At 42.3% G+C, this 15,710-nt stretch carries 12 protein-coding genes; 3 read left to right on the top strand and 9 right to left on the bottom strand.

Annotated elements, in window-relative coordinates; all coding sequences use genetic code 11:
• Positions 1-17 precede the first annotated feature (17 nt).
• The 7 genes from IFO66_RS10795 to IFO66_RS10765 all read right to left on the bottom strand — a co-directional run bounded on the left by IFO66_RS10795 (position 18) and on the right by IFO66_RS10765 (position 10,704).
• Positions 18-887 (bottom strand): AraC family transcriptional regulator, encoded by an 870-nt coding sequence (locus IFO66_RS10795; RefSeq protein WP_192025154.1) that lies wholly within the window; start codon positions 885-887, stop codon positions 18-20.
• 111 nt (positions 888-998) lie between these two features.
• Positions 999-1,367 (bottom strand): hypothetical protein, encoded by a 369-nt coding sequence (locus IFO66_RS10790; RefSeq protein ID WP_192025153.1) that lies wholly within the window; start codon positions 1,365-1,367, stop codon positions 999-1,001.
• An 80-nt stretch (positions 1,368-1,447) separates the two neighbouring features.
• On the bottom strand, positions 1,448-2,194 hold the full coding sequence (locus IFO66_RS10785) for a hypothetical protein (protein ID WP_192025152.1): 747 nt from the start codon (positions 2,192-2,194) through the stop codon (positions 1,448-1,450).
• A gap of 470 nt (positions 2,195-2,664) precedes the next feature.
• Complete coding sequence (locus tag IFO66_RS10780) at positions 2,665-3,705, bottom strand: tetratricopeptide repeat protein (RefSeq protein ID WP_192025151.1); 1,041 nt, start codon at positions 3,703-3,705, stop codon at positions 2,665-2,667.
• A 47-nt stretch (positions 3,706-3,752) separates the two neighbouring features.
• A complete protein-coding gene (locus IFO66_RS24230; RefSeq protein ID WP_192025150.1) occupies positions 3,753-7,865 on the bottom strand; it encodes an AAA family ATPase in 4,113 nt (1,370 codons plus the stop codon).
• A 51-nt stretch (positions 7,866-7,916) separates the two neighbouring features.
• Positions 7,917-9,191 (bottom strand): tetratricopeptide repeat protein, encoded by a 1,275-nt coding sequence (locus tag IFO66_RS10770; RefSeq protein ID WP_192025149.1) that lies wholly within the window; start codon positions 9,189-9,191, stop codon positions 7,917-7,919.
• A 16-nt stretch (positions 9,192-9,207) separates the two neighbouring features.
• The gene (locus IFO66_RS10765) at positions 9,208-10,704 is read right to left on the bottom strand and encodes an Hsp70 family protein (protein WP_192025148.1); all 1,497 of its coding nucleotides are present in this window, start codon (positions 10,702-10,704) and stop codon (positions 9,208-9,210) included.
• Between the two features lie 190 nt (positions 10,705-10,894).
• Between IFO66_RS10765 and IFO66_RS10760 the strand changes: the two genes are divergently transcribed.
• On the top strand, positions 10,895-12,124 hold the full coding sequence (locus IFO66_RS10760; protein ID WP_192025147.1) for an MFS transporter: 1,230 nt from the start codon (positions 10,895-10,897) through the stop codon (positions 12,122-12,124).
• Positions 12,125-12,237: 113 nt separating this feature from the next.
• Here the strand turns inward: IFO66_RS10760 and IFO66_RS10755 are convergent, their stop codons facing one another.
• A complete protein-coding gene (locus tag IFO66_RS10755) occupies positions 12,238-12,735 on the bottom strand; it encodes a VanZ family protein (RefSeq protein WP_192025146.1) in 498 nt (165 codons plus the stop codon).
• A 165-nt stretch (positions 12,736-12,900) separates the two neighbouring features.
• Positions 12,901-14,190: an amidohydrolase gene (locus IFO66_RS10750; RefSeq protein WP_192025145.1), complete on the bottom strand. Its 1,290-nt coding sequence runs from the start codon at positions 14,188-14,190 to the stop codon at positions 12,901-12,903.
• Positions 14,191-14,491: 301 nt separating this feature from the next.
• On the opposite strand from IFO66_RS10750, the gene IFO66_RS10745 reads away from it, so the two are divergent.
• The gene (locus IFO66_RS10745; protein WP_192025144.1) at positions 14,492-14,629 is read left to right on the top strand and encodes a hypothetical protein; all 138 of its coding nucleotides are present in this window, start codon (positions 14,492-14,494) and stop codon (positions 14,627-14,629) included.
• 1 nt (position 14,630) lies between these two features.
• Positions 14,631-15,326: a Type 1 glutamine amidotransferase-like domain-containing protein gene (locus IFO66_RS10740; RefSeq protein WP_192025143.1), complete on the top strand. Its 696-nt coding sequence runs from the start codon at positions 14,631-14,633 to the stop codon at positions 15,324-15,326.
• Positions 15,327-15,710 lie beyond the last annotated feature (384 nt).

The raw sequence follows: 15,710 nt of genomic DNA, 5'->3' as shown, positions 1-15,710 counted from the left end.
GTTTTTTGTTCCCAATCTTACTTTTTCATTACGGGAATCCATATTTCACTCTTGAACGTTGGCGAAGTTACTTCTTTACTCTCATTCCAGAGCATTTCAGGTCCTTCAGCAAGTTGGTAGTTGGAGCTAGGGAACCACTCTGAATAAATACGTCCCCACACATTTTGCAGCGTCTCTGGAAATGGGCCGACTGCGGTAAATACCGCCCATGTAGAAGCAGGTACATCAAGCTGAGTCAAATGGTCAGGACAATCCTTCGTTGTAGCTGCTCCAATATAGTGATCCAGCTCGCCATGCTCTTGTCGCCCTTCGGCAAAGTTAGTTGATGCGCTGATTAATCCTGACGGTTCAACATTAGACAGTTGCTTCAGCGTGTGAATCAAGTCTTCATTAAGGCTTTGCCACATTACTGCAATTTCTGGGTTGACGCCATTGTAAATTAAAGGAACTCGTTTGCTAATCCCTACAATACGGAACGCTTCTTTTTCAACCACCCGATAATTCATTTCACTTCCTCCTTGAATCGATAGTTGGAAGGTCATAGGTGGGTATGCTTTTAGAAATTGTCCGTCCTGTCTCGCTTCTGACGGCGTTTTTCCATGTAAGCTGTGGAACGCTCTAGTGAATGAATCTGCCGAGCTGTAACCGTATTTTACCGCTACATCTATAATTCTTACCTTGCTAGTAGTGAGATCGAATGCTGCGAGCGAAAGGCGTCTGCGCCTGATGTACTCTGAGAGCGTAACGCCTGCTAGAAATGAAAACATTCGTGTAAAATGATACTCCGAGCAAGCCGCGATCCGTGCCATTTCCGTGTAGTCGATCTCAGCATCGAGATGTTTTTCGATGTACTGCAAGGCAAGATTAAACCTTTCGAGACTATCCATACTCCCACCTCCTTCTTGGTTATAGATTAGCAGGAATGGTGAGCATCGATCCTACAATCCGTGCACCATATTGTAGGATGCTTGAGACCTTAACTTGTACGAAGGACAACATTAGCATTCTTCTGGTTCCAGTTGATGCGCAGTAACTGCGGTCATGACAGGACATTCCTCGCAATCAGGAATATACCACATTCGACTATATGAGTACCATTCGAACTCTTCTTGATCCTCGATCAGCATAGGAACAACAGAGTCATATTGAAGGGGATCAACAATCCCCTTGATGTCATAGAACACATTGTCAATCGATGTGATGACGTGATAATAGTCATTTTCATTTCCGCATTTGTAAGGGATGGAGTGAGGGTATAACAATTTCAAAATTCTGAATAATTTGTAACAGCTACCTTTCATATAAATATCAGCAATAAACGTATCCGAATTTCTTAACTCTGTTAAAAATTCAACTGGATTTACCATCACAACCATCCTTTTAGGGAAATAGACTTCACCGAATGTATAGGCATTTGTATGAAAGCTGCATGCAGGTTGAGTTGTCCTTATTCATTGGCTAGTTCTTTTTTCAAGGCTAACAATGTTAATCGTTCATAGTCACGCAGCATTTCTATTTTCTCTATCAGTTGGTCGATTTGGAGTTGGCGATTGGTGGTTTTATTTTTTATTTCAATTTCTTTTTTTATAATTATGTTTTTGATGGTTTCAGCTTGATCGGAGCAGTGCCTTAACAAATCTACGACGTAAGCGGGCACCGGTTGGAGCTCCATATAGCAGGAAAACACATATCTTGATCCGCTGAGCATGATAAATACTTGACCGAGACAATAGAGAAGTGGTTTCGCTGCTTCCAGTGGAGAATAGGGTAACATTTTAACGATTTCAAGCGCATGATCGAATAGTCTTGCATCGTCCTCATTATGTAAAATACACTGTCTTGCTCTATTATGGAATGCATTTATTATTTCTGGAGTAATTTGAATATCTTTCCTATGAAGTGAGAATAGAGGATAGTGGGAATCAGCTGTGACTTGCAATACAAAGTCTGCTTCATACGTTTTGCTAACAATGTTTTTGATATCACTGATTATGGCGTGTTGATTATTCGTAAATTGTTCGATGATAATGTAATGCATGGATTCCCCATCCATAAAATGCAATTCGGGAAAATACTTAGGTTTGGCACCAGAGAACACGACATTTCCGGCCTGCAAATTAGTTTCAATATATTGGGCTGCCTCCGCAGTAGAAGAGCCTTCGAAATCTGTAAAATGTACACCAACTTGGGCCAAGTCGCTATCGTTCAGACAGTCCATGTGGAAGAGCCAGAAGCCCTTTCTTTCTATTAGGAGCTCTTGGTTGATCGCATTTGTACTTTCATAAGCATTATAAAATAGATGAGCTGTCTCATACTCGTAGGTAAGTAAAACATGAGCAAGTTCAATTTTGAAGCAATTGAAATGACTTTTTCTACTAAGCAAATGAGTATGGATAACATCACCCTCTTCTCAGTGTGCATCAGTCTTTAAGGGTAATTCTATCATCTTACATAGCGCTTTATCTATTCCTTCTTCATAAGAAACAACATGGGGTGCTTTTATGAAAATAGGAATGGAAGTTGCGATGGGGGAGTTGTAGAAGAGCTGTAGATAATAATAAGTTAAACCCGCTCTTACTATGTCTAATTGTGCAAGTAAAAGCAGGGTCGATAATTTTAATAGAGATACATGATCCGCATTGCTGTCCTATGTTTTCACTGCTGCTAAGAAAGTAAACCTTGCAAACTGATGCAGCCAAGGATAATCAGCTCTGTCACAAAAACGATATGCCACCACTTTTTATAAGGTTTCCCCGGTGCGCGCCCGTAATTGATCTTCCAACCAGGCTCCCAACATAATTTGAAGAATACGAGAGCAAGTAGGATAATTCCGATTTGAAGAAGCAAGTCTCCCAGAAGGAACGGTCTAACGAGTAGAATAGTGACATATATGAACTTCTGCCAATTGAACATCACATCTTTCATACTGATCATATCTGCAATTTCTTGTTCGTGAACCGCTATTGCTTCTTCGCTATCTGCGTATTCTCTGGCTAGCTGCATATAGGTAATAGCCTCGTAGAGACCTTCGCGACTAGCGGCTACATAGAGGTCCTCTCTTGGAGAATGATGCATATAAGAGTAGGCTTTTAACTGATAAATTCGTCTCAATGCCTCTCTGACCTCATCTTTATCGTAGCAGACATTAGGGCTTTCCCACTGTTTGTAATAATCAATGTCCTTAAGTATAGCAATTGCTTGATCATAGTCGGAACCGGCCAGACCATAAATGAGCGCATCTCCATACGAAAAAGATTCGTCGTTAGGGAATAGCGTTCTAATCTTGTCCATAAGCTGTTGAGTAGCTTGCAGCTTATCTGCTGCGTTCATTCCTTCGTGAAGCAAATACAGCCACAATTGAGCATAGTATACGCCTACCTCATTCGGCTTCAGCTTTACGACTTCTTCCCAACATTGAATGCTCTCATTATAATGTTCCTGCCGCAAGTAGTTGCGCGAAATGAGTTCCCAAGCTTCCGTTCGATATGGGTCCGAGTCTATCAGTAGACGGGTGAGTCGATCCACTTCATCATATTGTTGATTGGAATAATGCGCTTCGGCTTGTTCATACATTTGATTATAATCTATGCCATTTGGAGAATACGTCAGTTCAGTTGTTAGTGTTGTGAAAGAGCCTGAATCTATCCTATTCATTTGGCTGGATGAGCGTAAACTCCTCTTTTTCGATTTCAGTAACTTTGTCATCGTTGACCGCCTAATTTGTATTTACAGAATCTCGTTGTGCGCTTTAGCTATAGCGCTTGGATGTCAACTGCTGTAATGTTGATAAGCTCTTCCTTTGTGAGCGTAGAGTTGTTAAACAGTCGCATTGATTGCAAACGTACAGCTTTCTCACAAAGATTGCGGACGTAACGTCCATTCCCAGAAGTAGGATCGTATTGAACATTTTCGAAAATAAGAGCCATTTTCTGCTTGGCACTCTCTTGAAGTACATAGCCGCGTTCCGTAAACATCGTTTCGGCGATTATCATGAGATGTGCGGCAGAATAATCTTCGAATTCAATAATATGCGGGAAACGTGAGCGTAAACCAGGGTTTATCGCCAAAAAAGAATCCATTTCCTCGCTGTAGCCCGCTAGAATAACAATGAGTCGATCTCGATGATCATCCATCATTTTAACCAGTGTATCGATAGCTTCTTTACCGAATCCACTGCCTGAGTCAGCGTCATTCGCCAAAGAATAAGCTTCGTCGATAAATAGCACGCCATCCATTGCTTCTTCAATCTTTTCCTGTGTTTTCAGAGCAGTTTGCCCAACATAACCAGCTACCAAGCCAGCACGATCAGTCTCTACGAGCTTCGATGTACGAAGAATCCCAAGATCATGCATGATTGCGCCAACAACACGGGCCATCATTGTTTTCCCTGTACCGGGATTGCCTTTGAAGATCATATGCAAGGTTGCTTGATCATAGCTTGGAAGTCCCATCTCTTTACGTAGTTTACGAATGCCGAGCTCAGCTTGGATACTGCGCATAAACTGTTTGACCTGATCGAGTCCTATGATGCGCTGCAGCTGCTCATCGAGGTTGAATGCAGGTTTATCTAGTCTTTGCTCTGGCTCAACATCTATTTGTTCGATGATAATAAGGGCTTCTTTCTCATAGGTTTCCATACGAGAAACGCGATCAGATTGTTTGCGAATCGCTTGTTCGATCAGATTGCGGGCGAGTCTTCCGTTACCAGCGTTGGTTCCGCGAATCCGAGATTCCGACCGAAGCTGTACCGTGAGTGCTTTCAGTGCGTCAGGTGTAATCTGAAAGCCTTTCTGATGCACAATCCGAACAGCAATTTCGGTTAGTTCTTCCATAGAATAGTCGTCAAAATGAAGGTGGAGCGGGAAGCGGGAAGATAAGCCTGAATTGCTCTTCAAAAAATCCTTCATTTCCAATGCATATCCGGCCAATATAACAACAATATGATGGCGATGCTCTTCAATAAGCTTCACTAGTGTATCAATTGCTTCTTGGCCGAAGCTGCCGCCATCACTTGCTAACGCATATGCTTCATCAATAAACAACACGCCGCCAAGAGCGGACATAAATACGTCTGTCGTCTTTACTGCCGTTTGTCCGACATATTCTGCGACGAGATGACTGCGATCCACCTCAACAATTTTGTCAGAGGACAGAACACCCATCTGCTGGAGCAGTTGACTAACGATACGTGCTACCGTTGTTTTGCCTGTACCCGGATTGCCTGTAAAGATCATATTCAACGATTGGGATGTTTGAACGGGATAGCCAGCTTGCTTCCGCTTCTCATTAGCAATTAACTGTCGTTCAAGCTGTCGTACGACATTTTTGACATTTTCTAATCCAACTACCTCTGCCAGAACTTGCTCGATATCGACTTCTTGCTTCTGATCCAATTCGAAATCTTCTATTAACAATTGTGACATTTGCAGAGCGCTGTGTTGTCTAACTGTAGTAAGCTCGCGTAGAAGCCGCTGAGACTGGCGTTTGATCGCTTGTTCAATAATATTGCGGGCCAGCCTCCCGTTACCGGAGTCATTCTTGCCTGGTATTTGAAGGTCGCTGAATCGTTCTGTTAGTGGTTCCCGACAAGCTTCAGCAACGCTATAGCCGTGACCCTTGGCGATGGTACATGCAATCTCATACAGCTCCTGTGGCGTATAGTCAGGAAAATCTACGTTAAGATTAATGCGAGATTGCAAGCCGGGATTGCTCTTCAAAAACTGCTCCATTTCGTTCTTGTAGCCAGCAAACAGTACGACCAAGTCTTCGCGATAATCTTCCATCCCTTTCACTAACGTATTTACGGCTTCCATCCCGAACGAATCGTTCTTGTCCCGAGCTAATGCATACGCTTCATCGATAAAAAGAATGCCGCCTTTGGCAGCTTGTATGAGATCATTCGTCTGCTTAGCGGTATGGCCAAGGTATTGCCCGACAAGGTCATTACGGCTGCATTCGATAAGATGACCGCTGCTTAAGAAGCCGGAAGCTTTTAAATATTTCGCGACTAAACGAGCGACAGTCGTCTTGCCTGTACCTGGGTTGCCAGTGAACACCATGTGCAGCGTTTGTTTTTTCACAATCATGCCTTGTTCGATACGAAGTTTCTGGATACGCAGATGATCCTCTAGTTCTTGTATAATGGCTTTGACAGAATCGAGACCTATCATTTGCTTCCATTCGGTCTGTATTTCCTTTAGAGCAGAAGACGAATCTAAGTTGTCCTTAGCAGCGAGCACATGAATGAATGCCCCCATTTTTAGTACGAATTGCTCGTTAGCATTAAGATCAAGAACTACTTCTTTCTCCAATTGACCTTTTACCATAAGTTCCAAAAATGGTTCGTAAATATGCTGTTCGATATACGATTTGATGCCATGCGCTCCTCTTTTCTTGCTGTGTCTAGCCACGATAAGTTGTGGGATAGTTGAGTCCGAAGGCATTAGCACACGTACATGACCTGTATGTTGAGAGATATACTTTTTTAAATATTTCTTCGTTATTTTCTCCAATGATTCGTCAGACAGTGGCTTTGTAGCAAGCATATCCATTATTTTTAGAGCGGCTTCATTAGGGAAATAAGAAAGCACTGTGGACGGTTCCTTTTCTGAAACGAATACAAAATATTTCCCGTTGGGATAAAGGTCGTCAACCGTAGCCACTGTCAAATTCCCGCTTATTTGAAGCAAGGATGTCGTCTTTTGGTCGAATAAATATCGTTTAGCCAGTTGAAGACGATGATCAATAATAAGCTGACTGATGTAATGAACGGCAATAGAGTGGCACTTTTCTATGTTTTTAAACACGATGATAGATGGATGTCCATTTAACGCAGCATAGAGATCCGATAGAAAAGTAGAGTCGATCTGATCGGGTGTAGCGTACAGGCTGAGATCCATTTCGTGATAGCCCTCTTCTTGCAAATACCCTTTGCGGACCATTTCTTGCGATAAAAGTTGAAGTGAATAGTGCCTGCCCGTTCCTTCCTGGCCGCTAATGACAATAGCATTTTTAAGCTGTGTGTCAGATCTACGCATCATAAAAGGTCGCATAAAGGCTTGGCACAATTTTTCGCTATATGATTTCTGGTCATACAGCTTGTGCTGCAATGTTTGCTTTATTTCTTCAAAATGAATTTGTAATGGTGAATTCAAAATAGGTGCCGATTGTTGTGTTCGCTGCGGATTGTTTTTCAGGCGAATTAGCAAATGACGAACTTCATTCGTATAACTTGAATTCGGGTATTTCCTCAGCATCCTTGTGCATTTCACCTGACACTCTTCGTACTGCCCTGCTTCATATAATGCTTTCAATAATTCAAATTCCAATTCTTCATGACTAGCTAGCGATAACGCAGTATGTAGGCATGAAAGGAGTAGGTCACTTGCGGCATTTGCCTTTAGTAGGCATTTGCCGTACAACTGCCATGCCTCTGCATCTTCTGGATGCATGCTGCATACGAGTTGAGCGTAATCAACTCCTTTGTTATATTCACCTGTCGCGAAGGAAATTCGGCAAAGCCCGAGCAAAGCGTCCCGATGCATAGTATGCTGGCTCACTACTTGCTCATATATTTGTGTAGCTTCCGAAACGTAATGAATTTGCTCGTAGCAGCGGCCAAGTGTAATTTGATAATCGATGCAGCCTTTATTCATACGAACCGCTTGCTGTGCGGCTTCAACAGCTTGTAGTCCTGCTTGATTATGCTGCAGCACATTTGCATACAGGTCGTACATATCTGCGTAGGAATGATAAGCGTCTTTCAACTCCTCGAATCGCGATAAGGCTGCGTTGTATTGGAACTGCGCTATCAGATTATCGATTTCTTTTCGAAATGATTCAAATGGTACGATGCTGCTGCTCACAGGTAAATAACATCCTTTCTTGCCCTCATCATAGTCGCAATTCGTTCGGCTTTAGCAGGAGCATCTGCAGTTTCTATGTTTCTTGCAGGGCTCTTTATAGTGTATTTGATCGTATTTCCATTTTGGAATGTAGTTCAATATAGCACTCAAGACAAGAATGGCAGCACCGAAATAACCGACAGTGTTAAGATTCGGTTGTCCAATAATAGCAAAAACAATAAGAAATATAGGAATCTTGATGTTAGATGAGAACCGTGAACCGAAAAAGATACGCTGCTTCGATTTTTCTATGTATCGAATGGCTAGATCGATTTCTGCACGCTGGTTACTATCCACTACATACTTCAAGGCTTGGATTTGATGATAAAATGCTTGGTCTACGTCTTCCTTTCGAATATAGAAGTCTTCTTTTGTCTTCTTGCTATATTTGGCGTATTTTTGCCCTAAATTGTAATGAATTAAGGCAAGCTGATCTTTTAGATCATTGAAATCAAAGTCGGAGTCATCTGCTTGCTCATCTGTCCAATTACGATAAATATCTTCTAGAATAGGAAGTGCATCTTCATATTGCTCATTCCGTCGATGGATATAAGCTTGATGAAAGCGGAAAGAGAAATCCTCTGGATCTCTTCTCAAAGCCTCACGCAGCCATTGTTGACTCAGCCGCAGACATTCTCCATCGTTTAACACCGGATGTTCATTATAAAAGACAGATAAACTATAGTAGTGTCCTGCGAAATACGGGTTCAGTTCAATGGCCCGCTTTATTTCGGTGATAGCCTTATCTGTTTGTTCCGTTCCATGATGAGCCCAAGCGAGTTCGGCGTACACTCTAGCATCGTTGCTATCAATTGCTTTCGCTTCATTTGCTATCTTTATTGCTTCAAAATAACGTTCATTTTCCGTATATTCTGCAGCTTTTTCTATTAGAATCTCAATTGGTGTAAGTGGTTCGTCTTCCTCGTATTGCTCATTCACTTGATTTGCCGAACGATAGCTTGTTCCATGTTGTGTACTAGGAGCATGAGCAGTTCCTTCACTCAACACTTCATAAGTAACGGACGATTCTACGGGCGAATGTCTCTCAATCGTTTGTGCAGCCAACATGGAAGCGTCATACTGCTTACGCTTGGTAGAATCCAATAGAACGGGCTTCGCTGCCTCAATCAATTGAATCATCCGTTCCGCTTCTTGTCGTCGTTCCAATGAAGGAGCATTGATGCGTGTTTGCCACTTGCGATGGACATCTTTTAATGACCGATCCAGTTCTTGATCTGGCAGAGTAGGATCCAACTCCAACTCTTTATAAAAATTTGTACTCGACATGTACCTCGACCTCTGCTTAGTTTATAGTTAAGTCCGTAAACCGTCTTGTCTTGTCTTCGATGGCAGGCTCTGAAAGATTCGACTTGCGATCAATCATAAATTCGCCCATGTCTTTGCCGGTTTGCTCATCTTGCGCAGTAACATGTACAATGCCATCTGCATCGTAAGATAACGTAACTCGTATCTCGTGGCCTTTTGGTGGTCTATCTAGTTGAATCGTAGATTGACCGATAACTCTCACATAATTAGGATCTGTGTCTTCACCTTCGGTTACGACGATGGATACATTGTCCTGCCGGTCTTCCATCGTAATAAATACATCGCTCTTTTTCGCCGGAATAGGTGTGTTCCGCGGCAAAATAATCGAGTTTTGTTCACGATGTTGTGGATCTAATGAGATAATGCCGAGACTATGGGAGTTAACGTCTACAACAGCTGGTTTGAGCATCATGCGAGATTGCTTATCGTTCAGCAAGTCTGCCTGGATAGCAGCACCCAAGGCAACGACTTCATCTGGATGTAATTCATCGGATGGTACAATTCCTGAAGTTTCCAGAATCCATTCTCGTACAGCAGGAATGCGTGTTGATCCGCCAACGAGCAGTATTTTCTCAAGGTCCGCCCATTCCATTCCAGAATCTTGTAATACATTACGCATCACAATGCTAGTGCGATTCAAGAGCGGTCGAATCATCTCTACAAAGCTATCCCGAGTCAATGCGACTCTCAATGTCTTACCTTGACTGCTCAGCATAAAGCTGGATTCAGGGTATATGGAGAGCGACTTCTTACATTCTTCTGCCATTTCTCTTAGCTGTTGCAAAGCTACTGGGTCATCATACAGATCAATTTGATGCATTTGCAAAAATTGATTATGTACGTATTCGATAATTTTATTGTCAAAGTCAAAGCCTCCAAGATTGCGATCACCGCCAGTAGCCTTAATGATAATCTCCTTATTGGATATACTCATAATCGTTACATCGAATGTACCACCACCAAGATCGAACACCATCACATCTTGATCTTCCGATTGCTGAGAGATGCCATAGGCTAGTGCAGCAGCAGTGGGTTCGTTCAATATTTTCACGACGTTCAAGCCAGCTATTTTACCTGCATCTTTCGTTGCTTTGCGCTGCACATCATCAAAGTAGGCAGGTACGGTAATGACAGCATGGTGAATAGAAGTTCCCAAATGGTCTTCCGCATCTTGCTTTAGACGTTTAAGTATAATTGCGGACAGTTCTTCAGGGCTGTATGCCTCGCCAGCCTCATTTAAAAAGGAATAACTCGTATTGCCGATTTGGCGCTTCACAAATTGCACCACATTAAGTGGATCATTGAGTGCTTCGTCTTTTGCTTTGCTCCCAACAACCGGCACAGATTGTTCAAATAAAATAACGGACGGGGATGTTCGTTTGCCTTCACGGTTTGGTATAATGACTGGAATTCCATCTTTATCCACATAAGCGGCGGCCGAGAAAGTAGTTCCGAGATCGATACCGATAATCATTTTATATCTTCCTTTCCATATACATCTCAATTACATCTATAATGAATGCCATGCATGAAAGTAGTTCCATCGTTATATGAAAATAGTATCATTTATTCATTTTTAATTCGACATAATCTGTCGATTTCCCTTCGTCTTTCTAGCACGATAATAGAAGTGGGATCGGTAACTTATATAGGGGGAAATTGCTGTGGATGAGGGTGTAGGCAGGTGGAAGCAGTATGCATTGCTTCTGGGGGGAATAGGGGTTTCGTACTTTGGTAACTGGATTTATTTGATTGCGTTGAACATTCTTGTGTTGAACATGACGAACTCAGCTGCTGCTGTAGCGGGCTTATATATGATTGGCCCGATTGCAAAGCTGTTTACAAATTTGTGGGCAGGGTCAGTCATTGATCGAATGAATAAGCGAAAAATTATGATTGCAGCGGATGTTATTCGAGGATTGCTTATTTTCCTCATTCCATTAATGTCATCCATATGGGCTGTATATGCGATTGTGTTTGTATGTAGCCTAGCTTCTGCTTTTTTTGGACCTAGCTCAACCTTTTATATTACCAAATTCGTTGCAATAGAAGAGCGAAGGAGATTTAATTCCATTATGAGCATGATGAACTCAGGCTCCTTCTTACTCGGTCCTGCGATTGCTGGTGTGCTGATTATTTTGATTGGTACAGGTTGGTGCGTCATCATCAACGCGGTTAGTTTTCTTATCTGTGCATTCCTTATTGGTATGTTGCCTGATGTTAGCGATGAGAATGCAGCGAAGCGGGAGCCGATTCGCTTGAAAATGATCATAGAGGATTGGAAGCTCGTCCAGCAATTTATGTTGCGTTCGCGCTATTTTGTCAAAATATATTTGTTGTATCAAATTGCAATTATGATCTTTTTTGCGCTCGATTCGCAAGAAGTTACGTTCATTAAGCAGAATCTGCATTTGAACGATCAACTGTACGGTGTCATTGTCAGCGTGGCTGGTATAGGTGCTCTTCTTGGAGCTTCAGCATCGGCCATTTTGGTGAAGCGATTCTCGCTTCAAACGTACATAGCGGTAGGTCTGCTGTTTACAACGATTGGCTATACGATGTTCTACAGTGCTTCAGGGTTTTGGTTCGCGACGATAAGCTTTATCCTGCTTGGATTCTTTATGTCTTTCTCCAATACCGGTTACGCGACTTTTTATCAGAACAATGTACCGACCTCCATTATGGGGCGCTTCGGTAGCATTGAGGGGATGTTCCAAAGCATCGTGCAGATTATGGCTACGTTTGCATTGGGGATATTAGCGGAGTGGTTTGATTTGCAGCTCGTTACGATTATTTTCTCAGTTGTGTCGATTGTATTTGCGATTGTGCTGAGCTTTCACATTTTTGATAAGTCAAAACGAGCTCATTATGAAGAGGGACAGATGACAATGTAGAAAATTCGCAAATTAAAAGGAGAAGATGATGCGCCGAAAGCTATCCGCACCGGTATGACGTACCGGACTGTGGATAGCTTTCATTGTCGTACGAAAGATTCTACATGAACGAATCAGCTATTGGACCAGCGCCGCCAAGCACGAATGCTCATGATGAGTACGATAAGTACAATTCCGATCGAGTCGACCATGACGTCCTCGATATGCCCCGTTCGTCCGACGACAAACGATTGATGCCATTCGTCTGAACAAGCGTAAAGGAATGAAAATAATCCACCTAAACCGATAGATGCCCAATCTTTCATCTTTGTAGCGTAGAGAGTCTTAATGGCGAAGAAGCATAGTAGCGCAAAGGAGAAGACATGTGCAGCTTTGCGAATAAAAAACTCAACGAAGTCGTAAGGCTTTTCCCAAGTGATAAGTTGATTATCGTAATAAAAGGAAAGCTCAGGTATATACTTCTGCAGCGTCTTCGCCTCGATTAAGGATGCGAAGGCTGGACGCAAATCCTGCTCTGTATAAGGCTCTGAGGATTTATAAAAAATAACCCCCATCCATACCACTGTAAGTACTAGCCAGATGATAAACTTCCGTTTGTGTGTAATCGTCATGTGTGAACTCCCTTATTAAGTTGGCAATTCAATGCTAGCTAATAGCCTACCACTTGTTACCGCTGTGAGCAACTGGACTCCTTGTTTTTTGAAAAATAAAAAAATAAGCTGCTCCAGTCATAAAGTACAGGAGGCAGCTTAACTTACCTTAGGCGTGCATATCTATTAAATTCCTTCTACAATTCGCTTGGCACGCACTGCTGCTTCTTGAAGAAGTTCCTCTTCATTTATCGTCAGAAGTTGGCGGTTTTCCATAAGTACTTTTCCGTTTACGATCGTTGTATCTACGTCACCACCATTAACGCTATAAGCGATTAGAGATTCGATGTTGTGATGTGGCATTAAATGAGGTTTATTTATATCGATCAAAATAAGATCTGCCTTTTTACCGATTTCTAGTGTACCGACTTCTTTATCGATATTAAGCAGTGCTGCACTATTAATCGTAGCGAGTTGAATCGCTTTTTTAGCAGGAATTTGTGTCGGATCGCCATAGTCTAATTTTTGCAGCCAAGTAGCAGTCTTGATTTCCTCGAACATATCGAGCGTTGTAGCACTTCCTGCTCCATCCGTACCTAGTCCTACATGTATTCCACGATTCAGCATTTCGACGATAGGAGCAATGCCGCATCCTAATTTCAGATTGCTCACAGGATTATGAGCAACACCACCGCGCATGCCAACCAAGTAACTAATATCTTTACGAGTCAAATGGACAGCATGAGCCAGTAAAACATGTGATTTTTCGAACAATCCAAGGTTATATAAGTACTCTGTAGGAGTTTGATTGTATTTATCTCTTATTTTAACAATTTCCTCCTTAGTTTCGGCCAAGTGGATATGAATGGGTAGATTCTTTTCTTCTGCTAGACGGATGACTTCTTTTAAAGGCTCAGGAGGGCAAGTATATGGAGCATGTGGGCCAAACATCGTGGTAATTCTTCCTTCCGCAGCGCCGTGCCATTGCTCGATAAGCTCCATAGCTTCACGGAGTCTTCTACCTTTATCATCTTCAAAGAAGACTAAACCTCTCGTCAGTGATGCTCGCATGCCGACTTCGTCAATAGCTTGTGCAATCTCATTCATATGTACGTACATATCTGCGAACGCTGTTGTGCCTGATTTGATCATTTCAGCCATGGATAGTTTACAACCCCAGTATATATCTTCTGGCGTCATGTTGTTTTCGGCGGGGAGCATCTTTTTGTCCAACCAATCCATTAATTTCAAATCATCGGAAAAGCCTTTTAGTAGACTCATAGGCGTATGTTGATGCGCATTAATAAGACCAGGCATCGCGACTTTTCCATTCCCTTGAATGACTTTATCTGCCTGTTCTTGCACTTGACTGCTTATTTCTTTGATCTTATCGTCTTCGATTAAAATATCTCCTCTAAATGGCTGATCATTATCCAGCATGGTGACGATTGTGACGTCTTTAATTAGCAGTTTCATATGATTCCCTCCCAAATATGGATGCCTGTACTGGGTGTAATTAACAGCTTTATCCATTATACCTCTAATGGTTGGGCTGATGTTTGTCTTTTTCGTAACGTTGATGTTGTGTTGAATCGTGCCACAAGTGTCGCCTTGAATTGTTTTCTCAATCACTAATCCACGTATACGATGTCCCTTCTAGTTGGAGACATTATTTTATTTTAATATTTTCCATATAAAACCTTTATTTATGGTAGTATAAGGATTAAAAATTGTTTTACAGTAGCGAAAAATACATATTGGACAAAGGAGTACGCCGATGTTTGCCTCCTATAAGCAGTTAATTGAACAGAAGTACCCTGAGTTAGCAATTGATCATATTGAGCCGAACGCGATAGATAAAAATAAGAGTAAACAGCAAGAAGACAACATTCTATATGGACTAGGAGAGGATTAAGATGAAGCAAATTATCGCAATGGGCGGCGGAGGATTCTCCATGGAGCCAGAAAATCCGTTATTGGATACATACGTGCTGCAGCAAGCCCAATCGAAACAACCTAAAATTTGCTTTATAGGGACGGCAAGTGGAGATGCGGATGGATATATGCAGCGATTCTATAAGGCATTTAATCGATATGATTGCATCCCTTCTCATTTATCCTTGTTCAACGCGCCAGCGGGGGATTTGGAAGACTATGTGCTGGATAAAGATATTATTTATGTCGGTGGGGGCAATACACGCAATCTGCTTGTGTTATGGAAAGAATGGGAGCTCGATCTATATTTGAAGCGGGCTTGGGAAAATGGGACTGTGCTGTCTGGGCTTAGTGCAGGCTCGTTGTGTTGGTTTGAAGAAGGTGTGACTGATTCGATACCTGGTCAGTTAACGAAGCTGAATGGTTTAGGCTGGCTGCGGGGCAGCAACTGTCCGCATTATGATGGCGAAGCAGACCGTAGACCTTCCTACCAGCAGCTTATTCTAACAGGTCAACTGGGTGGAGGCAGAGCGGCTGATGATGGGGTTGCTCTTCATTATCGTGGTGATGAATTGTATCGCGTTGTAAGCTCACGTCCTGCTGCGAGAGCATATGAGGTAGATGTTCGTGATGGACAGATCGTTGAGATGGAAATTGTGCCTGATTATTTGGGGTAATTATCTAGTAAGAGAGACAAGGCAAAAAGGGCGTACTGGACCATGGAAGAATAAGATATCGATAACAATGAAGAAGTGTCGCTGCGGCATAAGTATGGTGTGTCAGGTTTAGGAGGATGGTTAATTGTCATTCAGATTGGATTGTATACGGATGAAGACATGTCATAATAAGCCGTATACTTGGCTCTAACGAACGTCATTGACGTTATTTTGCTGAATTTGCCCATCGTAGCATTGTAACGGTTGTAGGAGAGCTTATATTAGCCAAACTGGTGAAAATAAGCGCTCTATTTGACAAATAAGCTCACTGACGTTCGTTAGATTTTAAAATACATCCATATACGTTGAATAGCCTCCGTGGCGATCGTTAGAGGAGTTAAGCGT

The organism is Paenibacillus arenosi (assembly GCF_014841135.1).
GTDB lineage: Bacteria > Bacillota > Bacilli > Paenibacillales > Paenibacillaceae > Paenibacillus_B > Paenibacillus_B arenosi.
This window is presented reverse-complemented; position numbering and strand designations above follow the sequence as displayed.

What these genes read in the sequence shown, in the direction of transcription:
- IFO66_RS10750 (WP_192025145.1), bottom strand. Translation starts at nt 14,190, where the DNA reads ATGAAACTGCTAATTAAAGACGTCACAATCGTCACCATGCTGGATAAT.
- IFO66_RS10790 (WP_192025153.1), bottom strand. Translation starts at nt 1,367, where the DNA reads ATGGTAAATCCAGTTGAATTTTTAACAGAGTTAAGAAATTCGGATACG.
- IFO66_RS10745 (WP_192025144.1), top strand. Translation starts at nt 14,492, where the DNA reads ATGTTTGCCTCCTATAAGCAGTTAATTGAACAGAAGTACCCTGAGTTA.
- IFO66_RS10795 (WP_192025154.1), bottom strand. Translation starts at nt 887, where the DNA reads ATGGATAGTCTCGAAAGGTTTAATCTTGCCTTGCAGTACATCGAAAAA.
- IFO66_RS10765 (WP_192025148.1), bottom strand. Translation starts at nt 10,704, where the DNA reads ATGATTATCGGTATCGATCTCGGAACTACTTTCTCGGCCGCCGCTTAT.
- IFO66_RS10740 (WP_192025143.1), top strand. Translation starts at nt 14,631, where the DNA reads ATGAAGCAAATTATCGCAATGGGCGGCGGAGGATTCTCCATGGAGCCA.
- IFO66_RS10770 (WP_192025149.1), bottom strand. Translation starts at nt 9,191, where the DNA reads ATGTCGAGTACAAATTTTTATAAAGAGTTGGAGTTGGATCCTACTCTG.
- IFO66_RS10755 (WP_192025146.1), bottom strand. Translation starts at nt 12,735, where the DNA reads ATGACGATTACACACAAACGGAAGTTTATCATCTGGCTAGTACTTACA.
- IFO66_RS10780 (WP_192025151.1), bottom strand. Translation starts at nt 3,705, where the DNA reads ATGACAAAGTTACTGAAATCGAAAAAGAGGAGTTTACGCTCATCCAGC.